We start from the raw sequence: 22,616 nt of genomic DNA, 5'->3' as shown, positions 1-22,616 counted from the left end.
TCCGGTCCCGGGCGCTTTTTTGTTCTGACGGCGGCGCGGCACCCGCCTTGGCGGCGGCCGCGTGTCCATGGGAGCCAGCATGAGTGAGAAGACCCCAGAGAGCGGCGACAAGACCGAGCTCATGCCCGGTGGTGGCAAGCCGGCGGAGTCACGGCCGGCCGATGGCGGCGAGGAGCACGTCGAGTCCAGCACGCTCTCCATGCCCAAGCCCGGTCCTCGCCCGGACGACCCCACGGAGCAGGTCGAGATGGGCCCCACGTCGGACATGCGCCGCAAATCCGCCGAGCCGGATGGTGCGCGGGAGGCCGACCCTCCCTCGGATTCCGCGTCCTCGTCCGATGAGGGCGCCTCGCCTGCGCCCAATGCCACGCCCAACGTGGCCCCTTCGTCCATAAGACCGCTGCTCAACGGCCTTGTTCCCCATAGTCCGCTCGGTTGCAGGCGCCTAGCGCTCATCGTAGGCGCGGCCTGCGTCGTCGTCGCGGCCTGCGTCGTCGTCGCGCTCAACTGGGACGCGATTCAAGGCGGCCCCGTCATCCCCGACGTCACGGGCCAGGTGCCCGACGCGGCTCGCTTCGCCCTCGAGGCGCAGGGCTTTGCCGTCGAGGAACGCGATGCGCCAACCGACGACGGCGTGGGCACGGTGCTCGACACCGACCCGGACGCCGGCTCACGTGCGCACAAGGGCTCCGCCATCATCGTGCACGTGGGCATTCCACGTGTGATTCCCGAGGTCAAAGGCTTGTCGCTTGATGATGCCCGGTCGACCCTAGGTGATGCGGGCATCTCCAACCTGTGCCTCGAGTACCAGAACTCCGACGAGGCCGAGGGCACCGTGCTCTCCGTGAACCCCGGCGAGGGGACCGTCGTGACCGTCGACGCCGAGGTGACGCTCGTGGTAGCGCAGCCCTACACCGTGCCCGACGTGAAGAGCCTCTCGCAGGACGAGGCCACGGCGGCCATCGCCAAGGCTGGGCTCGAGTCGAGGATCGAGTGGCGGGAGTCCGACGCCGGCGCGCTCACGGTGCTCTCCACCTCGCCCGCGGCGGGCGAGCGCACCTCCGCCGGGGCCACGGTGACCGTGACCGTGGCGGCCCCGGGCGCGCGCGACGAGACCTACCTGCCCGACTACCTCGCTGCCCAGCCGCGCGAGGTCTCGTCCTACCTCTCCTGGAGGGGCTGGAAGTTCGCGTTTGGCTCCACAGCCGACGGCGCGGGCTCGCTTGCGGGCACGTCTTACGCCGAGACGGGCTGGACCAAGTCGGGCGTGGGCACGCTCACCTTCACGCCCGACCCGCTGTCGGCGTCGCACGGGTCGTTTCTCGGCAGCATCCTGACTAAGGACGTGCTGGCCCAGGGCGTGCCCATCGCGGCCGTGCGCTTCGAGCCGGCGGCCGGCGGGTCCGACTCGCAGGCGGTCGACTCGGCCACGGTCAACACGTGGGCTTCACGCTGCGGACTCTCGGGTCTGGAGGGTACGCTGACGGGCGACGAGACGGCCCGTGCGATGGGCCGCCAGACGGCGGGGGCGCCGGACATGATCATGGGCTACGGCGAGCTCGGCGGCAACGTCTGGACGGTGCTTGCGCGCAAGGACAGGGGCGTCGTGGTGACGTGTGCGCCCAAGGGGCTCTACGACGGGGTGGACCTGTCGGGCTACGGCGGGTCACTGGGCGTGTACCTGGCATACAAGCAGGCGTTCGAGTAGGGGATTGCGATGACAAGGCGGCAGGTAGGGGCGCGCGCGATGAAGGAGAGCGACATGGAGGGGAAGACCGAGGGCGTGGCGCGTGACGCACGGGCCGCGGGCTCCTCGCAGACGGCGGGGGCTGTGGCGTCTAGGCGGCCGGCCAGGCCTGTGGTGCCGGCGGATTCTGCTCGCCCCGCAAGCCCCGCAAACCCCGCTCGGCCAACCGACCCCTGCATCCGTGCGGAGAACGAGGACGATGACGGCTACGACCCCTACTCGGACCGCCGGCCTGCCGCCGAGCCCCTCTTCGAGCGCGACCCCTGGGCCTAGCTGGCGTTAGTCGCCGGGTCGGTCTGCCGGCTCCGTTTGCCTGGTGCGGGCAATCCGCAGGGTGGCTCTCGGCCGCTTCGCCCTACTTGGGCCAGAGCACGATAAGCGCCACGATGGCGATGACCACCACCACGGCACACACCACAAGCAGGCGATTCCTGCGCGTGCGATCGTGCGACGCGAAGATCTCGCGGTTGCCCTTGGGCACGGAGAGGTACTGGCCATACTTGAGCTCCTGGCGGATCTTGGTCTCGCTCGAGCGGGCGCGGCGGTAGGCACCGCGGCTGATGGGGCTGCGGCTTGACAGCGTGTACGAGGAGTCGTGCGCGTATTGGTGCTCGAACGTGTCGTCTGCCTGGACGTCGTTCACGGGCGGCTGCGTGCGATGGTGGCGCGGCTCGTGAACGTAGGCGGGGCGGCCGCTCGCGTGGGCGGCGCGACGGGGAGCAGGTGCGGGCTGGGCGGCATCCTCGCGCGGAGCCTCGCGGGGGTTCACGTCGTACGGGCGCTCCGGCTGGTAGGCGGCATCACGGGACAAATCGGGCTGGAATGCCGCGTTGCGAGGGGGCTCCTCGGGATTCGCTGCCTGGTCAGCGGGTAGTTCCGCGTCGACCCTGCTGTCCGTGACGCCTGCCATGCCATCTCTCCCATCCGTGAGCCATATACGCCCAGTGTACCCCGCATGTCGGACGTTCGAGGGGTTACCTGTCCATTTTACGCGGCCCTGATGCTGAGCTGCACGCCCCGACTACCTCGTTGAAAGAATGCTTGCCGTAGCCGCTGCTGTCGAGCGGCTTCGCTCGGGGCCTCCTTTGGCCTCATCCGGCGTTTTCTCCGCCCTCACCAGGCGCTCCCTCCTCTTCAAAACCTAAGTCGAACCACATAGATTTCCTATCCAAAAAAGACTGAGAAATCTTGCGTCGAGTGATTAAAGATTGCCGCCCCGGGAACATTCACCAGTGACAAAGGGGCGCTGGGTCCACGAGGTGCCCGCAAGATTCAAGGAGTTGATAACGATGGCAAGCATTCTTCCCTATGATCGTTACAACAGGCTCGGTCGTTCCGTTTTCCCGTTCGATGACGTTCTTGGCGATTGGCTCGCTCCGGTGAGCACGCCGGCTGACTTCAAGATGGACGTCGAGGACGCCGGCGATAAGTACGTCGTGTCGGCGCACGTGCCGGGCGTCAAGCGCGACCAGATTGACGTCGAGCTCAACGAGGGTCGCCTGTCGATCACGGTCGACAAGAAGGACTCCGATGAGGAGAAGGCCAAGAACTACCTGCAGAAGGAGACCGGCGAGTACAGCTGCACGCGTGGTGTCTTCCTGAAGGACGCGGCCACCACGGGCCTGAGCGCCAAGCTGGCCGACGGCATTCTGACGGTGAACGTGCCCAAGCAGGATCAGAACGCCAACGTCACCAAGGTCTCCATCGACTAGCTGTCTGCCGAGAGGCTGCGGTTTCTGGCTTCTGGGGCATGGGCAAGCGAGCGGGTCGTCGCGAAAGCGGAGGCTCGCTTTTTGCGTTTGAGGCGCGGCACAATGGGCTGGGCAGATGGCGATTTACGTCTCGCGCCGGTCCGGGAGTCCTGGCTCGGAGCCACTCCCGCAACGCCACCTCAAGGCGTCGGTCACGCCCCGACGCGCTCGAGCGCGTCCATGAACTCCTCGAACGACTGCGCCTGGATGAGTTCGGACTGCGCGTCGGAGTCGCCCGCGACCTGCACGAGCACGTCGTAGAGTTGCGAGATCTCGGACGCGGACTGCGGCTTCATTGAGAGCAGGAAGACGAGCTGCACGCGGCTACTCTCCGAATCGCCTCCCGCATGTGCGCCCTCGCCCTCCGAGGTTCCGTCCCTCCAACTGACGGGGTGACGCAGGATGGCCACGGCCACCCGCGTCTCGCGCGAGCACAGCCGCATGGGGTGGGGTATCGCCATGCGCTCGCTGATCGAGGTGTTCGAAAGCCCCTCGCGCTCAAGCACCAGGTCGAGCAGGTTCTTGTCGGTGAGACCTGCCTTCACGAGTTGGTCGCACATGAGCTCGAGCATCTCGCGCTTGGTGGTGGGCTTGTCCACGACGAAGAACGAGTTGGCGGCAAAGTAGCGATCGAGTTGGTGGCCGCGCAGGGTGCTTGCGGTCTCGAGCCAGTGCGAGATGGCCTGGACGTCCTCCTCGAGCAGGCGGAAGTCGACCGTGATGGTCGGAGAGGCGCACTCGATGTGCGAGGTCGTGGCGATGATGAGGTCTGCTCGGCTCTTCTGCTCGTCGGAGAGCTGGGAGAACTCCTGCTTGGACACGGCGGCGAGCTCCTTGAGACGGTCCGAGAACAGGGTGCTGATCCTCGCCACCAGCACGGCCAGGGCGGCGCGTCCGGCGTCGCAGACCACGATGATGCGGCGCTTGCTCAGCAGGCGCGAGCGCTTGCGCTCGATGGCGGCTCCGATGTGCAGCGCGATGTAGCTGATGTCACCCTCATTGAGGGCCCTCGGCATACCGCTCAGCGCCTCGCTCGTGCTCACGAGAGAAATCTCGAACGCGAGCGGGAACGAGCGCTTGATCGTGCTCGTGAGCGGATTCTGCCGTTCGTGGCTAAGCCCGGAGCTCTTAAACGTCGACTTGAGGTGCTCGAGCAACCCTGTACGCAGGCGGTAGTCATCGCGGAAGTCGAAGCCGTAGTTGTCCCGGACGCTTGCGAGCAGCCGGTCGATGATGAGGTTGAGCTGGCTTGTGTCGATGGTGCCGCTCCCCAGGTCGGTGAAGGTGAGAAGCTGTAGGTAAAGCCACTCGCGCTCGGACTCGCTGAGCTTGGTCCCCGTGACGTCCTCGAGCGTCTGCGCCACGGCGACCACGGCCTCGGCGCAGTCGTCCGGGATGCGCAACGTCCAGCCGGCGTCGATGGGGTGCTGCTCGCGGATGCGCTTGACCATGAGCGCCACGCTGAGCACGAGGTTGGTGAGTCCGACGTCGGCGGCGATGACGCCCTCGTTGGAGAGCGCGCGAATGACGCGGCACTCGAGGCGGCCAAGGTCAAGCCCGCAGAACAGGCGATGGTCCTCCTGCGAGAATCCCGAGAGCAGGTCATCGCCGTGTGCGGCAATGACCTCGCTGAAATAGCAGGCACGCTTGTTGGCCTCCGTGCCAAAGGCGCGCACGCCGCGGGAGCGGTGCGTTACGCACTCGAGGTCGTAGCGGTCAAAGATGGTCTTGATGCGGCGAAGGTAGCTCTGCGTCGTGCTCTCGCCCACGAGGGCGATCTGGGCGATGTCGGCGTGGCGGATGTAGTCGTCGCTGTCGAACAGTGCCTTTATGACGACGCGGATGCGGTTGTTGGCCGTCGTGAGGTCGAGCCCTGCCTCGTCTCCGGCGTTGGGCGCGGACCAGAACGCGTTGAAGGAGGCGGCGTTCGTGACGTCGAGGTAGTAGCCAGCCTTGCGCTTGAGGACAACCTCGGCGCCATGCTCCGCGAGTGTGCGGTTGATCGACTGGATGTCGCTTCTGATGGTGCGCTCGGTCACGCCATAGAGGGTGGCGAGCTTGCTCGCCGGCGTGAACGTCGAGTTTCTGATGACCCGGAACTCGTTATCGAGACGAGCGAAGTTGAACATGCTACCTCCCTGCGGCGGAATTCTAGCGCAGCCCCATCGGAGGGCCATAGCTTTGGGCCGCCAGTTGATTTCCGGAAATTGCGGAAATGGAGCTGAGGGCTACTCGCTTCCACTTCCACTTTTTCCGGAAACGCCTGAGGTGAGGTGCCGCCCTCGTTTCCACGTTTGTTGGAAGGGCGTCGTAGGGGGTTTCCATTGTTGGGCGCCTAGTATTCGTTTTGCTGGGAGGCGGAGCGGCGGCTGGGGGCTGTGGACCACGCGAGGCGGGGCGGTGGCCAGAGGCTGCGGGCTGCGCCGAACAAGGACTTCGCGGGGAGCCCAAGGAGCCGCGAGCTGCGCGAGAAGGCCTCCGAATTCCGGTGTACGTGCCAGGGAAACTGCAACGCCATGCTGGGAGTCACCTATGGACAAGTTCATCGACGGGAGCCGGGTCTTCCTGGACGTTCCGCTCGCTGACAAGGATGCCGTGCTTCGCTTCGTGTCCGAGAAGGCGGTGGCCCTGGGCATCTGCGACACCGCGGAGAACCTGCTCGCCGACCTGTACAAGCGCGAGGGCGAGACCTCGACGGGACTCCAGGACGGCTTCGCTATCCCGCACTCGAAGAGTCCGCACGTGTTCGAGCCCTCCGTCATCTTCGTCCGCACCGTCGACCCGATCGCGTGGGAGACGCTCGACGGCGGTGACGTCCGCTGCGTGTTCGCCCTACTCGTGCCCGAGTCCGACGGCGGCAGTACGCACCTGCGTCTCATCTCCAAGCTTGCGATGCACCTACTCGACAAGGAGTTCAAGTCGCACATCACTGCGAGCACCGACCCCGACGAGATCTGCGAATACATCGCGCAGAGCATCGCCTAGCACGGCATCGCCCGGGGCCAAGGCCGCGTCCCGGATCTACGTAGCACGTCTCGACCAACGATAGGAGTGGAAATGAAGATCGTCGCAGTATCCGCCTGCATCGCCGGCATTGCCCACACGTACATGGCAAAGTCCGCCCTCGAGAAAGCCGCGGAGGCGCGTGGAGCCGAGATACACGTGGAGACCCAGGGCGCCATGGGCATCGAAGATCGTCTCTCCCAGGACGAGATCGACGAGGCCGACATCGTGGTCTTTGCCATCGACACGTCCGTGACCGACCGCGACCGCTTCGAGGGCAAGAAGGTCCTCGAGATTGGCACCGAGGACGTTATCCGTGACGCCGACAGCATGATTGACCAGGCGTTTGAGCTCGCCAAGTAGCGGCTCTCCCATCCTGCCATCGCACCAAGCCCAACGAAGGGACTCGCCATGAGCACAAAGAAGAAGTCGTTCGGGAAGGAGCTCGTCGGGCACTTCCAGAGCGGCGTCTCGTACATGATCCCGCTCGTCACCGCCGCCGGCCTCCTCACCTCCATTGCTGTCATCGCCGGCGGGGCCGACGTCTGGAACCAGACCGACACGTTCTGGGGCGTTCTGCGCCTGATCGGCCAGACCGGCCTCCAGTTCATCTGCCCGATGATCGCCGCGTACGTGTCCTACTCCATTGCCGACCGTCCCGGCCTTGCGCCGGCCTTCATCACCGGCATCGTCGCCAACCAGATGGGAACCGGGTTCCTCGGCGGCATGATCTGCGGCGTCTGCGTCGGCTACCTGGTCCAGGCGCTCAAGAAGATTCCGATGCCCGTCAACCTCACGACGGTGAAGTCGCTGCTGCTCATCCCGTTTGTCGCGACGGCGGCCGTGGGCCTCGGCTTCTGGTACGTACTTGGCGTGCCCATCCAGGTTGCCACCAACGCCATCACGGCGTGGCTATCCGGCATGTCCGGCGCCAACGCGGCCTTGCTCGGCGCGATTCTCGGCGCGATGATGGCGTTCGACATGGGTGGCCCCGTCAACAAGGTTGCCTTCGCCTTCGGCATGGCGGCGTTCACGAGCGGCCAGTACCTGCCCTCCACGCTCATGCTGCTTGGCATCGGCCTGCCCCCGACCATCATGTTCCTCGCGACCCTGCTCGACCGCAGCAAGCAGCTCTACTCTGACGCCGAGCGTGACGCCGGCAAGACGGCCATCATCATGGGCGCCGTGGGTATCACCGAGGGCACTATTCCCTTCGCGGTTGCCGACCCCGTCCGCGTCATCCCCAGCATCATGGTCGGGACTGCGGTCTCCGGCGCCATCGCGGGCTCCTTCGGCGTGTCCCAGCAGACCGCGCTTGCCACCTACATGGCCATCCCGTTCGCGTCGAACCCACTGCTCTACATCGTTGCCATCGTGGCTGGTGGCTTCGTGGGCGCCCTCATGGTCAACGCGCTCAAGATGATCAAGTACAAGAAGGAACACGCCGGCGAGGCCAAGGCCTAGCGAGCGAGGCGGGGCCGGCGGGGCGGACCTGGCACGGAGCCAGTCGATGACCCGGGGCTGAGTGAAGGTGGCACCCCGCCTCGCGTCTGCCGCGTGGCCAGGTCCCTCCCCAGAATGGCAACGCCGTGACAAGGCGCCCGAGCCCGGTGACGGACGCGGGCGCCTTTCGCAGCGCACCGGGGGCCTCGGCTCCCGATCGATCAAAGGAAGCGACATGACAAGAGCCTTCATCGTCCAGCATACGCACTGGGATCGCGAGTGGTACTTCACCACCGAAGATGCCCAGGTGCTCAGCGACCAGGTCTTCACCGAGGCGCTCGACGAACTGGAGCGCAACCCCAACGTCACGTTCTGCCTCGACGGACAGCTCTCCGTCGTGGACGAGTACGTCGCCCTGAACCCCGACCGACTGCCTGTCATCAAGCGGCTCATGGCCGAGGGCCGGCTGCAGGTGGGGCCGTGGTACACGCAGTCCGACTGCCTGCTGCCGGGCGCGGAGTCGCTGCTGCGCAACCTCGAGGTGGGCATCCTCGAGACGCGTCGGGGCTACGGCGAGCCGATGATGGTCGGCTACACGCCCGACACCTTTGGCTTCAACGCCCAGATGCCGACGCTTCTTCGCCAGGTGGGTATCGACAGCTTCATAGCATGGCGCGGCATCAACTATGAGACGCAGGTACCCTCGCCCTACTTCTCCTGGAAGGGGCTCAGCGGCAGGAGCGTCAACGTGGCGTACTTCCCGCACGGCTATCTCTCGGGCATGATGCAGGTGGGCGCGCTCGACCGTATTCCCGACTTCGTCGAGAGACGCCTTGACCCCGAGATTGAGTTTCTCGCGAGTCCCCACGGCGACGAGGACATCCTCATGCCGGCCGGTATCGACCAGAAGAGCATGCTGCTCGACTTCGACAAGATCGTCGACAGGTACAACGAGACGAGCAAGTACGAGTGCAGGGTGTCGAGCTATCCCGAGTTCATGGAGTTGCTGCGTCACAAGGAGGGACTGCCGGAGTACCAGGGCGAGCTGCGCGAGCCGGTCTACGCACGCGTGCACAGGAGCATCGGCTCGGCGCGCACGCAGATGAAGCAGGAGGACACACGCCTCGAGCGGCAGCTCGTTGACTGCGTCGAGCCGCTGCTGGTGATTGCGCGTGCCTGCGGCGTGCGCGTCTCGAACGGGGTGCTGCTGAGAGCGTGGAAGAAGCTCTTCGAGAACCAGGCGCACGACAGCATGGGCGGCTGCGTTTCCGACAACGTGGCCGAGGACATTATGCACCGCCTCAAGGAGATTGCCGAGATTTCCGACGGCATCGAGAACCTCGTCGGAAAGCGCATTGCCGATGCCCTTGGCCTGGGGCCCAACGAGATTCTCGTATTCAACACCGAGCCTGTGTCCTTCGAGGGCGAGAAGGTTGTGCACGTGGTGTCTCGCAGCAAGGACGTGTCATTTTTCGGCTCGCCGTACGCGGTGATCGAGAACGAGCGTTACTACCCGGCCCGCGAGGGGGCGGTGCGTCACGGTGCGGTGGGTGACGAGGTCGTGACCGAGCCAGCGTACTACGAGCTTGACGTGCGTATTCGCGTATCGCTGCCGGCGCTTGGTTATACCGTCGTGGAGATGCGAGAGGGCGAGGCCGCGGCCGAGGAGTACGAGGTGCGCGCCGGTTCATCCATCTCGCGGGATGGCTACACGGTCTCGTTCGCAGATGGCGCCGTGAGGCTTGAGGCACCGGGTGGCTGCGTGTTCGAGCGCGCGGTTGAGCTCGTCGACTGTGGCAACGACGGTGACACGTATGACTTCTCGCCACTCCCCGGTGAGCGGGAGCGGACGCTGCCCTTCGATACGTGCGAGGTCAGGACGGCATCGGGCGTCCAGGAGCTTGTGGTGAGTGGCTCGGCCGAGCTGCCCTACGACCTCGCCGGCCGCCTCGCGGACGAGCCTGACAAGACGGGCGAGGTGGCATACGTGGTGCGGCTCAGGCTGAGCGAGGGCAGTCGCGTCGAGGGCTCCGTCGAGATCGACAACAAGGTGCTCTCGCACCGCATGCGCCTGCGCGTCGAGACTGGCGCAGGCGACGGCGCGTCCGTGGCACAGATCCAGGGCGGGTTCCTCCGCCGCGAGCGTGTCGAGGCACCCGCCGACTGGACCTCGCGCTACGAGGAGAAGCCAGCGCCCATTGAGACCTTTGACGGCAGCGTCTCGGTCGAGGGCGACGGGTATGTGCTCACGTTCTATGCCGACGGCGTCAAGGAGTACGAGTGCGACGGGTCGGGGCTCTTCGTGACGTTGCTCGCGACAACGGGGCAGCTCGGCAAGGCCAACCTCGAGTGGCGGCCCGGGCGCGCCTCGGGCGACACCACGACCGAGGGACACGTCATGATGCCGACGCCGCTTGCGCAGGAGCTGGGCAGGCACGAGGTGAGCTTTGCGATCTCGGTTGACGGAGGCTCCGCCGACGAGCTGCGCGTCGCCGAGGTGACGCGGGCGCGCCGCTCGCCGTCCGTCTCGTACCAGCGTCAGGGGCTCAACCTCTTCATCAACCGGCTCGACAACAAGATTTGGCCGGCGCAGTACCCGCCCAGGCTCTCGCGCGAGGCGTCGGTGGCGAGCCTGCCGGACGGGCTGCTCGTTTCTGCGCTCATGCCGTCTCTGACCCGCGACGACGCATTTGTGGTGCGACTGGCGAACCCGACGGCGCGCTCGGTGCCGCTTCCGGCGGAGCTGCCCGCGGGTGCTACACAGGTGAATGCTGTGGAGGACGCGGTGGAGCCGGTCGACGCCATTGGGGCGTACGACTACGTCACGCTGCTGATATCCTTGAGCTAGCCGGTGTTTCTCTCAGCTGGGTCTTGTGGTGTCCCGGTGGTTCTGGTTGCCGGGGTGCCACAGTCGTTTTGCCAGCGTCCCGGCATCGGCATCTTTGTGGGCGACCGAGCGGCGATTTGCGCTTCGCGCCGGGACGGAACGAGGGTCTAGCTGTTCAGTGACAACAGGTTGTTTACGCCCGGAGCGTGACAAACAGGGAGGGTCCCGCGAAGCTGTGGATTGTCTAGGTCTGCAGCGTCGAGAGGGGCCCTCCCATGTCCCAGCATCCTAACGCAAGGCTCATGCCCAGGGGGGGCGGGCGCATGGTCGAGAGGATGAGCCAGACGCTCGCGCGCGAGTGGCAGTACGCCCGGGCCTGGGACGGCGAGGCCTCGAGGGCGGACGCCCTCGAGGCCTTCGTCGACCACTGCAATTGAGACAGGCCGCACGGCGCCTGCGGGGGCCTGCCCCCGATGTCACGGATTTACGGTGTAAACAACGTCATGGCACACAACAGCTACGCCTTGCCCCCATACACGAAGTAGCGCTCCGGCGCCCCCGGAACGGTGCCGGGCCGCTCGACAAGGCGCACGAGGCCCAGGTGCTCGTAGAAGGGCCAGTCGCAGTCGGTGTCGGTGACGAGCCAGTAGCGCGTGGCTCCGTGCCTGCGGAAATGCGCCCGAGCTTGGTCGAGCAGGCGCTTGCCAAGCCCGTGCCCGCGCGCCGCCGCCCCAATCACCAGCAACAGCACGCGCGGCTGGCCCTCAAGGCCTGCCTCCGCGCGCATCTCATCCGTCGCGCGAATCTCGTCGAGGTAGACGGGCTCGCTGGGCTCGCTCCCGTGCTCCTCGCTCTCGCGCAGCCTGGCCACGGCTGCCGCGGCCTCGGCGCGCGCCTTGAGCCCCATGTGCCGCCAACGCTCGCGAGCCTCGGGGTCGTCGTGCGTGCCGTGGGCGACGATGACGCCAACCGTGCGTCCGCCGAGCATGGCCTTGCAGCCCCATGTCATGTCGGCAAGGTAGGTGGCCGTCTCGTCCGTTGCCATGAGTCGCGCGATGCGGGCTCGCTCGTCGTCGCTCAGCTCCGCGTCCGAGAACGCATCGGCGCTCAGGTCGCCGCAGCCCTCGGGCGAATACCAAGCCTCGGCCGCAAGCCCCACGATGTCGTCGAAGTCGTCGCTTTTGACGCGCCCGAAGCTGATGTCGTCGCCCGTGCCCATGGGGTCCTCCCTGTTCGTGTCGTGTCTCTAAGCATAGCTTTGGACAGCTGCGGCGTTGGGCCGCATTCCGTGAGCGTCGCGCGCCTGGTCACGAGTGGCCGGCTGGAAGCTGGAGTCCGTACCTGCCGGCCGGGTCTTCTCGGCCTGCCCGCCGGCCTCCGTTGCTCCTCTTGGCGGCGCGCTCGGCACATGCCGCCGGTCTCGCCCTGTCCGAAACGTATGATGCAGGGTGAATCTCTGCGCTCGCATGACGCGGGCAGTATCGCCGTCGGATCCGGCATTGCCCCGAGGTCCGACCAGCCAATTCCTTGCCTGTGGGCGCCCGACGAAAGGGGAGACTATGGTCGACTTTGGGTGGTCCAAGATATCGCGCGACGACCTCGCGAGCGAGATCGAGGGTGAGGCCGCGACCATCGTGTTCGATCCCATGAGCAACCCCACGTCTGGGCGCGTGACTTGGCGCGGGACGGCGGTGCGCAACGCGGGTGCCGGCGCGGCGGCGAGCGTGGGCGACCGGGTCGAGGAGCTTGCGTTTGACGTCTGCGAGAACGATATGGTCTACGAGGTGGCCGACTTCGCGCGCCTTGTGGCCGAGGCTTGCGAGGTGGGCGCCCCGCCCGACGAGCTGGACCGTTGGCAGCGGGCGTCGCTCGACGCACTGTACGTGACCGACGAGGTCCGCCGCCAGGCGGGTATCGTCTTCCCGGCCGAGCAGCCTGCGCCAGGCGTAGCTTACGCACTCTCGGGACGTGCCCCGTCTCACCCGGACGGACCCGTCTTTCGCCAGAGGAGCGCCAATACGGCGCGGCGACCACAATCCGTCGCAGATGCGCCACAATAGATGGCCGGGAGTTCAAACCGGCCGTGCGCGCGGCGGGCCCAGGCCTGGGCGAACAATCCGCTCGCGTCGCTCCAGTCGGAGGCCGCTTCCGCAGGTACAGGCATCATTCGAGGAGGTTCCATGGCAGATTGTCCCATCAAGCGCGCGCTCGTCTCGGTCACGGACAAGACCGGTGTCGTCGAGTTCGTGAAGGCGCTGGAGGACGAGTTTGGCGTCGAGGTCATCTCGACCGGCGGCACGGCGCGCGTGCTGTCCGAGGCCGGTGTGAAGGTGGTGCCCATCGAGCAGTACACGGGCTTTCCCGAGATGATGGACGGCCGCGTCAAGACGCTGCACCCCAAGGTGCACGGCGGCCTGCTCGCCCGCCGCGACGACCCCAAGCACATGGCCGAGGCGGCCGAGCACGGCATCGGCATGATCGACCTCGTGGTCGTCAACCTCTATGAGTTCGAGAAGACCGTTGCCAAGCCCGACGTCACGTACGCGGACGCCATCGAGAACATCGACATCGGCGGTCCCTCCATGCTGCGCTCCGCCGCCAAGAACGCCGCGAGCGTGACCGTGGTGGTTGACCCGGAGGACTACGACGGCATCCTCGACGAGATGCGTTCCCACAATGGCGCCACCACGCTCGCCACCCGTCGCGAGCTGCAGCTCAAGGTCTACGAGACCACCGCGCTCTACGACACTGCCATCGCCACCTGGCTTGCGGACCAGCTCGATGCCGAGGAGGGCGACGCCGAGGCCGAGAGCGACCTTCCCGACGAGTTTGGCGTGTGGCTCGAGAAGGCCGACGACCTGCGCTACGGCGAGAATCCGCAGCAGGCGGCCGCCGTCTACCGCTTCGCCGACGAGTTTGCCGAGCTTGGCAGCTCCGAGCATCCGCTCGTGGGCGCCGAGCAGATTCAGGGCAAGCCGCTTTCGTACAACAACTACCTGGATGCGGATGCCGCCTGGAATCTCGTGCGCGAGTTCGACGAGCCGGCGTGCGTGATTCTCAAGCACCAGAACCCCTGCGGCTCCGCCGTGGCCGAGGACATCACCTCCGCCTACGACCGCGCCTTCGCCTGCGACCCCAAGAGCGCGTTCGGCGGCATCATCGCCTGCAACCGCGAGGTACCCTACGAGCTCGTCGAGCACTTTACCGACGAGAACAAGCAGTTCGTGGAGGTCATCATCGCGCCGGGCTTTTCCGAGGACGCCAAGGCCCGCATGGCCAAGCGCCCCAACCTGCGCGTGCTCGCCACGGGCGGCGTGGGCAAGACGCCCGAGCTTGAGATGCGCTCCATCGACGGCGGCGTGCTCGTGCAGCACGTGGACCGCGTCGAGGAGGATCCCGCAACCTTTGCTGTGCCCACCAAGCGCAAGCCCACGGACGACGAGATGGCCGAGCTGCTCTTTGCCTGGAAGGTCTGCAAGGGCGTGAAGTCCAACGCCATTCTGATTAGCCGTGGCAGGGCCGGCATTGGCATGGGTCCCGGTCAGCCCAACCGCGTGGACTCGGCACTCCTCGCCTGCGAGCGCGCCGAGGACTACTGCGAGCGCGAGGGCGTGGAGAGGGGCAGCTTCGCCTGCGCGAGTGACGCGTTCTTCCCGTTCCGCGACAACGTGGACGTGCTGGCAGAGCACGGCGTGACCTGCATCATCCAGCCCGGTGGCTCCAAGCGCGATGATGAGTCCATCGAGGCCTGCGACGAGCATGGCATTGCGATGGTGTTTACCGGCTCCCGCCACTTCCGCCACTAGCCGGCTTCCTGAGGCGGGCATCTTGCCCCTCAGGCCTTCGCTTGCGTACCTTACGTACGCGGCGCTCGACCTTCGGGGCAACCTGCTCCGCCTCAAGAACCCGGGTCCTTTCCCGATACTGCACGCTGCCGCTCAGTCCTTGGCGCCAGGGAAACCCGGCGGGCTTTGCTGGAGCGGGCATCTTGCCCCTCAAGCCTTCGCTTGCGCACCTTTGTACACAGCGCTCGGCTTTCGGGAATGATGGGCATACATTTTGCGACCTATGGGCCTGGCTCTCGCGCTGGGTCCTTTCTTTGTGGTTGGCCCATGTCCTTGGTCGACGTGTACGAGAAATTTAAAGAACGAATTATGAGCCTAATAAGTTCTTAGGTATTTTGCGATGCGGCTAAGAACGCTAACGTGGTCTTAGAGAGGCAACTAGAATTCTAAGAACGATTTGAGGCTCTAAAAAGTACTTAGGATGGAGCGTCAATGGCTTTTTTGAGGGATGGGTGTCGTTCTTTGCGAGCTGCCTATACGAGAGTGCCCGCGATGCCAAGGACTCGCTCGAGCGTCTTGCCAGCCTACACTTGCAGAGCGAGAAGGTAATCCGAGGTGAGGCGGGAAGGGCTACGACAAACGCGCTCAAGCTCCTCGATGTGCTGGAGGGCAACCCCATCGTGGACGTGGCCTTTGTCGCGCAAAAGCTTGGGGCAAGCAAGTCCGGAGCCAATTCGCTGGTTACCATGCTCGTTGAGCTTGGGCTATTGGTGCAGCGGGAGGGAAATCGAAAGCGCTACAGGACGTTCTCATACGAACCATACCTGGAGATTCTCCGCAGCGGTGATGAGCCGCTCTAGTTCGGATTCAATAAGGCGAAGAAGGGGGTCGAGGAATGTAATGCCGCGCATCTATGTGATTGAGGACGACGAGGCGATTCGTCGGGAGCTGGGGGAGCTGCTGGCTCGCAATGGGTACGAGGTTGCCTGCTGCGATGACTTCTCGCGCGCGGCGTCCCTCGCGCTCGCTGCCGTGCCCGACCTTGTGCTGCTTGACCTCACGCTGCCGGCCACCGACGGCCAGCTGGTCTGCCGCGAGATTCGCGCGACATCACAGGCTCCCATCATCGTGCTCACGAGCCGCACCACCGAGGCCGACGAGGTGGTGGCCATGACGCTGGGGGCCGATGACTTCGTGGCCAAGCCGTACAGCTCGCAGGTGCTGCTCGCTCGCATATCCGCGCTGCTTAGGCGCGCGGGCGTGGCGGCGGGGGCCTCCCCGAGCCTGGAGCATGCGGGCGTGTCGCTCGATCTTGCTCGCTCACAGGCGAGTGCTAACGGCCAAACCGTCGAGCTCACCAAGAACGAGCTGCGCATCCTCGCCCTGCTCGTGCGCCGTGCGGGCACCATCGTGAGCCGCGAGGACCTCATGCGCGAGCTGTGGACCTCGGACGCCTTCGTGGACGACAACACCCTCACGGTCAACGTCAACCGGCTGCGCGGTACGCTCGCCAAGATTGGTGTGCGCGACTATCTCGTCACGCACCGTGGCCAGGGCTACTCGGTGTAGCGGTGGAGACGCGGCACGAACCCGGCGCCACGCCGAGGCTCACCCTTGGTTCCTATCTGCGTTCCCGCGCAACAGCGCTCCTGGTGCTCGCATTGCTTGAGCTGCTGCTGGTTCTGGTGCTGCGCGTGACTGCGGCGGGCCGAGACCTTACGGCCCTCGTCTGCCTCATGGTCGCAGGTGCCGCTGCGCTGGCCCTCGTCCTTGGTTTCCTTCGCACTCGTCGCTTCTGGAACGAGCTTGCCGGGCTGTGCGAGACCCTCGACAACCCGCGTCTGCTTCCCACCCTCGTCGAGGAGCCCGGCTTTGCCGAGGGCGACGTTGCCTATGCCGCCCTTGCGGCCGTAGTGCGCTCGGCCAACGAGGGGGTTGCCCGAAGTCGTCGTAAGGTCGAGGACTATCGCGCCTACGTGGAGACCTGGGTGCACGAGGCAAAAAGCCCGCTCGCGGCAGCCCGTCTTGTGTTGGAGAACCTCGAGGCAGACCCGGCGGCAGTGGGCGGCGCGCCTCGGCTTCGCGCGCTGGGCGACGAGCTTGCCCGGGTCGAGGGCTATGTGGAGCAGGCCCTGTTCTACGCGCGAAGCGAGACGGTGGAGCGCGACTACCTTGTGCGCCGGCACACGCTGCGAGACATGGTGACGGCGGCCGTGAGGGCCAATGCAACGCCGCTCATCGGGGCCCATGTGGCCCCTCGCCTGGGCGAGGGCCTGGACCTCGAGGTCTTCACGGATGACAAGTGGCTCGTCTTCATGCTGGGCCAGCTGCTCCAGAACAGCGCCCGCTATGTGCGGCCGGATGCGGAGGGTGGGCCATGCGTGGCCTTTGAGGCCCGTCTTGTGGACGAGGGGCTGGCCGAGGAACGCGTGGAGCTCACGGTGCGCGACAATGGCTGTGGCGTGAGCGAGGCCGACCTTCCGCGGGTATTCGAGCGGGGCTTCACGGGTGAGAACGGCCGGAACCACAAACGCTCGACGGGCCTGGGCCTCTGGCTTGTGGCGCGGCTGGCCGCCAAGATGGGCCTCTCCGTGCGTGCCGAGTCTTGCGAAGGCGAGGGCTTCGCCGTCACCCTTGGCTTCCCAACCAACAAGATGCACTACTTCGACGTCTAAGCCGAGCGGAAGCTACGGCGTGCGGGCGAGCTTCGCGCAAATTGCGGGCGATTAAGGTCTGCTGGGTGCGTTTGGGCTCGCCACTTCGTCTACCTGCGGTTTGCCACCAGTAGGCGCCTTCCGGTTTTTCTAACAAAGTGCAAATTGCAGCTTCCGGTTGGTGGTGCGGGGCCTCGTGCTACCGTAGCTTCCAAGGTGCCGACAGACGACATGCAGCCGACGGCCGGGGTGCAGCGACGCCCCCTCTGCCAGCTAACCAAAGGAGCAGCCATGAGCTTCCGCGACAACCTGCAGCACCTCCGCGCCTCGCGCAACATGACCCAGGAGCAGCTCGCCATGCTGGTGGGCGTCTCCCGCCAGAGCGTTACCAAGTGGGAGGCCGAGCGCGCCTGCCCCGAGATGGACAAGCTGCTCAAGCTCTGCCAGATCTTCGACTGCTCGCTCGACGACCTCGTGAGCGGAGACCTCACCGCCCGCGAGGAGGACGTGGCCGCGCCCGAGGTGCCCGCCGGCCCGCCCACTGACGTCTGCGGCTACGACGAGCATGCGCGCCGCTTCGCCTTCCGCATCGCGACGGGCGCGGCGCTCTTCGTGCTCGCCGTGGCGACCAGCTCGTTTGCGGACTGGGCACTGGGCGGCGGCATCGGGGACGCGGGCGGCTCGGTGATTCCCGGCATCATCTCCGGTGGGGACGGTCTCTCCGCCGTGCCGCTGCTCGTGCTCGTGGCGGCCGCGATGACGAACGCCGGCCCGCTCGAGGACCCTGCCGGGGCGGCCATGCTCGCTCTCTGGGCCGTGGCGACCTGGCTCATCGTGTACGGCTCTCTCATGTGGGGACGCATCAACGTGGCCGGATACAACCGGGCGTCGCTTGATGGCATCGCCGACGCCGACATCGACGCCTCCAACCTCACGGACGAGTAGGGGGCGCCTCGTGGCCGCCCGACTCGCCCCATTCCTCCGCGTGGTAAGGTCATGAGCTGCTGACCAACCGAGGGGACTCCACGTGGTTGAAAACCAAACCGACGCCATGCACGAGAAGCGCTACTCGCTCGTGACGGCGCTCTGCATGATCATCGGCATCTGCATCGGGTCGGGCATCTACTTCAAAGCCGACAACGTGCTCATCGCGACGGGCGGTAGCGTGGCGCTCGGCGTCGCGATGTTCTGCATCGCGAGCGTCGTCATCGTGTTCGGCGGCCTCACGCTCTCCGTCTACGCGGCGCGCAGCGAGGCCGCGGGCGGGCTGCTCTCCTACGCCGATACGTATCTGCCCAAGCCGCTCGCACGTGCGTTCAACTGGAACTTTGCCATCCTGTACCTGCCGGTGATCAGCGCGGTGCTCAGCTGGGTGGTGGGCGTCTACTTCTGCATGGTGTTCGGCCTCGACGGCGCGTTCGGCGAGGGCAACGCGTTTGCCGTGCAGATGGTGTTCGGCCTCGTGTTCTTCCTGCTCTGCTCGCTGTGGAACGTCTTTGCGCCCAAGCTCTCCGGCTACTTCCAGAACGCGACGACCCTCGTAAAGATGCTGCCGCTCGTGGCGGTGGGCGTCGCGGGCATCGCGTACGGCGCGATGGGCGAGGCGGGTACGGTCGCGGGCGAGGCTGTGGCCGGCCCTGCGTCTGCCTCGGGCGTTGGCGGCCTTGCCTGGCTCGCCGCCGCGGCGCCCATTGCGTTCTCGTTCGACGGCTGGTCGATGTCCACGGGCATCGCGCCCGAGCTGCGCGACTCCCGGCGCAACCTCCCGCGCGCGCTCGTGGTGGCGCCGCTCGTGGTTCTCGCGCTCTACCTCGCGTATTTCGTGGGCCTCTCGACGGTGCTGGGCCCGCAGACGGTGATGTCGGCGGGCGACGGGTCGCTCGGGCTATTCTTCTCGAGCCTCTTTGGCCCCGGCGCGGCGATGTTGCCCAACGTGATCGCGCTCGTGTCGGTGATGGGCAGTGTCAACGGCGTGGTGCTGTCGATGTTGCGCATGCCCTACGCGCTGGCGCAGCGTGGCGACTTTCCGTTTGCCGAGCGTGTGGCGCGCGTGAGCCCGCGCGTGGGCTTTCCGGTGTGGAGCGCCGTGGCCGGCGCGGCGATGACGCTCGCGTGGATGGCCGTGCACGTGGTGGCGACGACGGGCGGCCTCATTCCCAACGGCGACATCTCCGAGGTGAGCGTGGCGTTCAACATGGTGCTGCTCTGCGCGCTGTTCGTGCGCGAGCCGGCGCTGCGCCGCGGCCGGGTCGCGGGCGAGACGGGCGTCGCCGCGGCTGCGGCTGGCTCCGGTTCCGATGCGGCCGCGGGCTCGGTGGACGGCGCCGCGGGCGTTGACGTCTTTCGTGGCGTGGTTGCCCCCGTGCTTGCCACGGTGGGCTCCCTGTTCGTGGGCGGCTCGGCGCTCATGTCCCCCGGCCGCTGGGAATTCGTCGCCGTCTACCTCGTGCTTCTCGCCGCACTTTTCATCTGGCGCCGCCACAGCGAGCGATAGTGCTGCTTGCCGGGCGCCGGCTTCTCTGCGTTTTATGCTTCGTGACCCAACGCGGCCACCACGGATTTACAAATTTGCTCCGAGCAAACACGTAAATCCGTGGAGTCTGTCGAGCGTGTTTTGCTTCTGCTTCCACGTGCGTGACAGCCACCACAGATATGCGTATTTGCGTCGAGAAGATACGTCAATTTGTGGTGGTTGTGCCGTGGCCTGTAATAGCCCACACGTTTACACGCATTTGCTTGCCGCAAATACGTCGAATCGTGTGGGCTGTATTTACATAGGGTTCAGCTGTCATCTGATGGCCTTGGTCGATGCGCGATGCGTCGGTGGACCGGCCGCGATGCATCGCTCGTCCTGTGCAAGCGACCGTTCGCCGAATAGCTTGCTCGGCGTTTTCCGTTTCGCCGGCGAGTGGCAAAGGCCCGCGCGCATGCCTGCCAAACTAGAAATCCTCTCTTTTTTAGGGAGGGGCGAGAGAAACCAGTTACCCGCACGACGGGGCGACGGCACGGCGGGGGAGGCAACATGGTCAGGGGACCCAGCAGAAACACCGAGCTTGCCATCCGCGAGCTTCTCGACGAGGCGGCTCGTGACCGCCGGGCGGCGTTTTCGACCAATCGTCAGCTTAAGGATGCCCTTCGGAGGCGTGTCGCCAGCGGCTCGGTGGTCTCGCCCCATCCCGGCCTGTTCGTCGACCGTGAGCTCTGGGATTCGCTCGAGCACGCACCGGGCGAGCGCCACGCCATGGTCATCCGCGGGGCGGCGAGGCGGCATCCGGGTTGGGTCATGTGCCATGCGAGCGCCGCGCACCTCCATGGCCTCCGTGTGTCGCACCGTCACCTCGACGAGCTGCATGTTGCCGATATGCCCGGCTCGCGCGGCAACAGCGCTCCCGGCGTCAGGCGCCATTACGCGCGCGGAGTCGAGACCGAGACCCTCGACGGCGTGCGCATGACGCCGTTGGTCACCACGGCGCTCGACGTCATGAGGACGCTCGACGCGCGCGAGGGTCTTGTCATCGCGGACGCGCTTGCCGGCCGGCTGGGCATGGATGCCGCTGGTCTCATCGAGTCCCTGCGCGACGAGGGTCGGGGCCTGACCGGCATCGACAGGACGCTCAAGGTTGCCGCGCACGCCAATCCCCTGGCCGAGAGTGGCGGCGAGTCAATGGCTCGCGCGATGATCATCAAGCTGAGATACGTGCTGCCCAAGCTGCAGGTTTGGGTCCGGAACGTCCTTGACCCGCAGAGTCCCTTCCGGGTCGACGGTATGTGGATTCTGCCGGATGGGACCGTTGTCATCCTCGAGGTGGACGGCCAGGAGAAGCGCGAGAACGAGCGCATGACGCGCGGTCGAAGCGTCGAACGGCTCGTCTGGGACGAGCGTCAGCGCGAGTCGCTGGTGAGCGCCATGGGTGCGAGGGTGCTTCGTGTCTCGTTCGCGAACGTGGTGAGCGAGTCAGAGATGGCACGCCGGCTCGATGCGTTTGGCGTGCCGCTTGCTGCCAGTGATGCGGGTCGGGTCATGGTGTCCGAGATGTCGGCGATGAACGGCGGGATACCGGCACCAAACGGCGCGGTAATCCGCGACGGCTGGCTGCGGTTCGAGCGACCCAGGTAGCTGGCGGAGGACAGCAGAAAGTCGAGAGGGCTCGCAGAGGGCTCGAGCGGGCGAGGAGAAAACAGCCCACACGGATTGGCGCATTTGCTCGAAGCAAAAAAGTAAATCAGTGTGGGCTGTGCCCAGACCAACGACAGCCACCACGTTTTGACGCATTTGCTCGGAGCAAAGACGCCAAAATGTGGTGGCTGTGAAATAAGAGGAGAGACCGAGTGCGGACCGGTCGCGAAATGAGGATCAAGCGGAGTGCGGACTGGTCGCGAAATGAGGATCAAGCGGGGCGCGGACCGGTCGCGAAATGAGGACCAAGCGGGGTGCGGCCTGGCACGATGAGAAGCGAGCGGGGCATGACTAGGCCGCGGCGATGCTGTCGAGAACGACCCGGCGCCAGGCTGCCTCGCTGCTCCCTGGCGTGCAAGCTGCTCAAGGGACCCGGTGCCAGGCTGCCTCGCTACTCCCCGGCTCCGGCGCGGTCGTCGAGGTAGCGGCTCAGGAACTCGCGCGTGCGGGCGTGCTTGGGCGCGCCGAAGATCTCGGCGGGCGATCCCTGCTCCAGCACCACGCCCTGATCCATGAAAACCACGCGGTCGCTCACGCCCCTGGCGAACGCCATCTCATGCGTCACCACCACCATCGTCATGCCGTCGGCCGCCAGCTGGCGCATCGCCTCGAGCACCTCGCCCACGATCTCGGGGTCGAGCGCGCTCGTCGGCTCGTCAAACAGCATGATCTCGGGGCTCATGCAGAGCGCCCGCGCGATGGCGACGCGCTGCTTCTGGCCACCCGAAAGCGTGCTCACGTCGGCCTCGGCAAACGCATCCATGCCCACCTCGGAAAGGTGGCGCAGGGCGACCCCCTCGGCTTCCGCCTTGGTCATCTTCTTGAGCGTCACGGGTGCCAGCGTGCAGTTGTCCAGCACGTTCATGTTGTTGAACAGGTTGAAGCCCTGGAACACCATGCCGATGTGCTCGCGCAGGGCGTTCACGTTGGTGCGAGCGCCGGCGAGGTCCTGCCCGTGGAACCACACATGGCCGGCGTCGGGTGTCTCGAGCAGGTTGATGCAGCGCAGGAGGGTTGACTTGCCCGATCCCGACGCGCCGATGATGGTCACGACCTCGCCGGGCATGACCTCGAGGTCGATGTTGCGCAGCACCTCGTGGCTGCCGAACGACTTGCGCAGGCCCTCGACGCGGACGAGCGGCTCGGTGGCGGAGGTGCTGTCGGTTGCGGGCGCGCTACCAGCGGCGACGGCCACGGCGGGCGTACCAGAGACAGCGGAGGCGACGGTG

The 22,616-nt window shown here is 66.1% G+C and carries 20 protein-coding genes; 16 read left to right on the top strand and 4 right to left on the bottom strand.

Features of this window, described 5'->3' with window-relative positions:
- Positions 1-79 precede the first annotated feature (79 nt).
- Positions 80-1,708, top strand: a complete 1,629-nt coding sequence (locus EFAMC1_RS01305) for a PASTA domain-containing protein (RefSeq protein WP_187324482.1) — start codon at positions 80-82, stop codon at positions 1,706-1,708.
- A gap of 54 nt (positions 1,709-1,762) precedes the next feature.
- Positions 1,763-2,020: a hypothetical protein gene (locus tag EFAMC1_RS01300; protein ID WP_154052539.1), complete on the top strand. Its 258-nt coding sequence runs from the start codon at positions 1,763-1,765 to the stop codon at positions 2,018-2,020.
- A gap of 82 nt (positions 2,021-2,102) precedes the next feature.
- Here EFAMC1_RS01300 and EFAMC1_RS01295 read toward each other — a convergent pair whose 3' ends face one another.
- Complete coding sequence (locus EFAMC1_RS01295; RefSeq protein ID WP_154052538.1) at positions 2,103-2,657, bottom strand: hypothetical protein; 555 nt, start codon at positions 2,655-2,657, stop codon at positions 2,103-2,105.
- A 379-nt stretch (positions 2,658-3,036) separates the two neighbouring features.
- On the opposite strand from EFAMC1_RS01295, the gene EFAMC1_RS01290 reads away from it, so the two are divergent.
- A complete protein-coding gene (locus EFAMC1_RS01290; protein WP_154052537.1) occupies positions 3,037-3,459 on the top strand; it encodes an Hsp20/alpha crystallin family protein in 423 nt (140 codons plus the stop codon).
- A gap of 191 nt (positions 3,460-3,650) precedes the next feature.
- Here the strand turns inward: EFAMC1_RS01290 and EFAMC1_RS01285 are convergent, their stop codons facing one another.
- Positions 3,651-5,627 carry a BglG family transcription antiterminator gene (locus tag EFAMC1_RS01285; protein ID WP_187324481.1) on the bottom strand — a complete coding sequence of 659 codons (1,977 nt, stop codon included), beginning with the start codon at positions 5,625-5,627 and terminating at the stop codon, positions 3,651-3,653.
- A 403-nt stretch (positions 5,628-6,030) separates the two neighbouring features.
- Here EFAMC1_RS01285 and EFAMC1_RS01280 point away from each other — a divergent pair, with 403 nt between their 5' ends.
- From EFAMC1_RS01280 to EFAMC1_RS01260, 5 genes are all read left to right on the top strand, one after another.
- Positions 6,031-6,483 carry a PTS sugar transporter subunit IIA gene (locus EFAMC1_RS01280; RefSeq protein ID WP_187324480.1) on the top strand — a complete coding sequence of 151 codons (453 nt, stop codon included), beginning with the start codon at positions 6,031-6,033 and terminating at the stop codon, positions 6,481-6,483.
- 72 nt (positions 6,484-6,555) lie between these two features.
- Positions 6,556-6,864: a PTS fructose transporter subunit IIB gene (locus EFAMC1_RS01275; RefSeq protein WP_154052534.1), complete on the top strand. Its 309-nt coding sequence runs from the start codon at positions 6,556-6,558 to the stop codon at positions 6,862-6,864.
- 48 nt (positions 6,865-6,912) lie between these two features.
- The gene (locus EFAMC1_RS01270; protein ID WP_154052533.1) at positions 6,913-7,965 is read left to right on the top strand and encodes a PTS fructose transporter subunit IIC; all 1,053 of its coding nucleotides are present in this window, start codon (positions 6,913-6,915) and stop codon (positions 7,963-7,965) included.
- A gap of 214 nt (positions 7,966-8,179) precedes the next feature.
- Positions 8,180-10,792, top strand: a complete 2,613-nt coding sequence (locus EFAMC1_RS01265; RefSeq protein ID WP_154052532.1) for a glycoside hydrolase family 38 C-terminal domain-containing protein — start codon at positions 8,180-8,182, stop codon at positions 10,790-10,792.
- A 254-nt stretch (positions 10,793-11,046) separates the two neighbouring features.
- The gene (locus EFAMC1_RS01260) at positions 11,047-11,208 is read left to right on the top strand and encodes a hypothetical protein (RefSeq protein ID WP_187324479.1); all 162 of its coding nucleotides are present in this window, start codon (positions 11,047-11,049) and stop codon (positions 11,206-11,208) included.
- 80 nt (positions 11,209-11,288) lie between these two features.
- Here the strand turns inward: EFAMC1_RS01260 and EFAMC1_RS01255 are convergent, their stop codons facing one another.
- Positions 11,289-11,990: a GNAT family N-acetyltransferase gene (locus tag EFAMC1_RS01255; protein ID WP_154052531.1), complete on the bottom strand. Its 702-nt coding sequence runs from the start codon at positions 11,988-11,990 to the stop codon at positions 11,289-11,291.
- Between the two features lie 340 nt (positions 11,991-12,330).
- Between EFAMC1_RS01255 and EFAMC1_RS01250 the strand changes: the two genes are divergently transcribed.
- From EFAMC1_RS01250 to EFAMC1_RS01215, 8 genes are all read left to right on the top strand, one after another.
- Entirely contained in the window at positions 12,331-12,831 is a 501-nt protein-coding gene (locus EFAMC1_RS01250; protein ID WP_154052530.1) for a hypothetical protein, read from the top strand.
- A gap of 120 nt (positions 12,832-12,951) precedes the next feature.
- Positions 12,952-14,577, top strand: coding sequence for a bifunctional phosphoribosylaminoimidazolecarboxamide formyltransferase/IMP cyclohydrolase (purH, locus tag EFAMC1_RS01245; RefSeq protein WP_154052529.1), 1,626 nt, complete (start codon positions 12,952-12,954; stop codon positions 14,575-14,577).
- A gap of 491 nt (positions 14,578-15,068) precedes the next feature.
- The gene (locus EFAMC1_RS01240) at positions 15,069-15,416 is read left to right on the top strand and encodes a methyltransferase dimerization domain-containing protein (protein ID WP_154052528.1); all 348 of its coding nucleotides are present in this window, start codon (positions 15,069-15,071) and stop codon (positions 15,414-15,416) included.
- A 40-nt stretch (positions 15,417-15,456) separates the two neighbouring features.
- Complete coding sequence (locus EFAMC1_RS01235) at positions 15,457-16,125, top strand: response regulator transcription factor (RefSeq protein WP_154052527.1); 669 nt, start codon at positions 15,457-15,459, stop codon at positions 16,123-16,125.
- An 83-nt stretch (positions 16,126-16,208) separates the two neighbouring features.
- Positions 16,209-17,231 carry an ATP-binding protein gene (locus EFAMC1_RS01230; RefSeq protein ID WP_261981705.1) on the top strand — a complete coding sequence of 341 codons (1,023 nt, stop codon included), beginning with the start codon at positions 16,209-16,211 and terminating at the stop codon, positions 17,229-17,231.
- Positions 17,232-17,501: 270 nt separating this feature from the next.
- A complete protein-coding gene (locus EFAMC1_RS01225) occupies positions 17,502-18,155 on the top strand; it encodes a helix-turn-helix transcriptional regulator (protein WP_154052525.1) in 654 nt (217 codons plus the stop codon).
- 82 nt (positions 18,156-18,237) lie between these two features.
- Positions 18,238-19,704: an APC family permease gene (locus tag EFAMC1_RS01220; protein ID WP_261981704.1), complete on the top strand. Its 1,467-nt coding sequence runs from the start codon at positions 18,238-18,240 to the stop codon at positions 19,702-19,704.
- 528 nt (positions 19,705-20,232) lie between these two features.
- On the top strand, positions 20,233-21,327 hold the full coding sequence (locus tag EFAMC1_RS01215; RefSeq protein WP_154052524.1) for a hypothetical protein: 1,095 nt from the start codon (positions 20,233-20,235) through the stop codon (positions 21,325-21,327).
- Positions 21,328-21,778: 451 nt separating this feature from the next.
- Here the strand turns inward: EFAMC1_RS01215 and EFAMC1_RS01210 are convergent, their stop codons facing one another.
- Positions 21,779-22,582: an amino acid ABC transporter ATP-binding protein gene (locus EFAMC1_RS01210; protein WP_154052554.1), complete on the bottom strand. Its 804-nt coding sequence runs from the start codon at positions 22,580-22,582 to the stop codon at positions 21,779-21,781.
- Between the last annotated feature and the right edge of the window lie 34 nt (positions 22,583-22,616).

It is taken from the genome of Olsenella uli (assembly GCF_901212675.1).
Classification (GTDB): domain Bacteria; phylum Actinomycetota; class Coriobacteriia; order Coriobacteriales; family Atopobiaceae; genus Parolsenella; species Parolsenella uli_B.
The sequence above is the reverse complement of the archived record's forward strand: the minus strand, read 5'-3'. Positions and strand labels throughout refer to the sequence as shown.

Excerpts from the sequence above, each read along its gene's own strand:
- EFAMC1_RS01305 (WP_187324482.1), top strand. The coding sequence starts at position 80 with ATGAGTGAGAAGACCCCAGAGAGCGGCGACAAGACCGAGCTCATGCCC.
- EFAMC1_RS01300 (WP_154052539.1), top strand. The coding sequence starts at position 1,763 with ATGGAGGGGAAGACCGAGGGCGTGGCGCGTGACGCACGGGCCGCGGGC.
- EFAMC1_RS01295 (WP_154052538.1), bottom strand. The coding sequence starts at position 2,657 with ATGGCAGGCGTCACGGACAGCAGGGTCGACGCGGAACTACCCGCTGAC.
- EFAMC1_RS01290 (WP_154052537.1), top strand. The coding sequence starts at position 3,037 with ATGGCAAGCATTCTTCCCTATGATCGTTACAACAGGCTCGGTCGTTCC.
- EFAMC1_RS01285 (WP_187324481.1), bottom strand. The coding sequence starts at position 5,627 with ATGTTCAACTTCGCTCGTCTCGATAACGAGTTCCGGGTCATCAGAAAC.
- EFAMC1_RS01280 (WP_187324480.1), top strand. The coding sequence starts at position 6,031 with ATGGACAAGTTCATCGACGGGAGCCGGGTCTTCCTGGACGTTCCGCTC.
- EFAMC1_RS01275 (WP_154052534.1), top strand. The coding sequence starts at position 6,556 with ATGAAGATCGTCGCAGTATCCGCCTGCATCGCCGGCATTGCCCACACG.
- EFAMC1_RS01270 (WP_154052533.1), top strand. The coding sequence starts at position 6,913 with ATGAGCACAAAGAAGAAGTCGTTCGGGAAGGAGCTCGTCGGGCACTTC.
- EFAMC1_RS01265 (WP_154052532.1), top strand. The coding sequence starts at position 8,180 with ATGACAAGAGCCTTCATCGTCCAGCATACGCACTGGGATCGCGAGTGG.
- EFAMC1_RS01260 (WP_187324479.1), top strand. The coding sequence starts at position 11,047 with ATGTCCCAGCATCCTAACGCAAGGCTCATGCCCAGGGGGGGCGGGCGC.
- EFAMC1_RS01255 (WP_154052531.1), bottom strand. The coding sequence starts at position 11,990 with ATGGGCACGGGCGACGACATCAGCTTCGGGCGCGTCAAAAGCGACGAC.
- EFAMC1_RS01250 (WP_154052530.1), top strand. The coding sequence starts at position 12,331 with ATGGTCGACTTTGGGTGGTCCAAGATATCGCGCGACGACCTCGCGAGC.
- purH (WP_154052529.1), top strand. The coding sequence starts at position 12,952 with ATGGCAGATTGTCCCATCAAGCGCGCGCTCGTCTCGGTCACGGACAAG.
- EFAMC1_RS01235 (WP_154052527.1), top strand. The coding sequence starts at position 15,457 with ATGCCGCGCATCTATGTGATTGAGGACGACGAGGCGATTCGTCGGGAG.
- EFAMC1_RS01225 (WP_154052525.1), top strand. The coding sequence starts at position 17,502 with ATGAGCTTCCGCGACAACCTGCAGCACCTCCGCGCCTCGCGCAACATG.
- EFAMC1_RS01215 (WP_154052524.1), top strand. The coding sequence starts at position 20,233 with ATGGTCAGGGGACCCAGCAGAAACACCGAGCTTGCCATCCGCGAGCTT.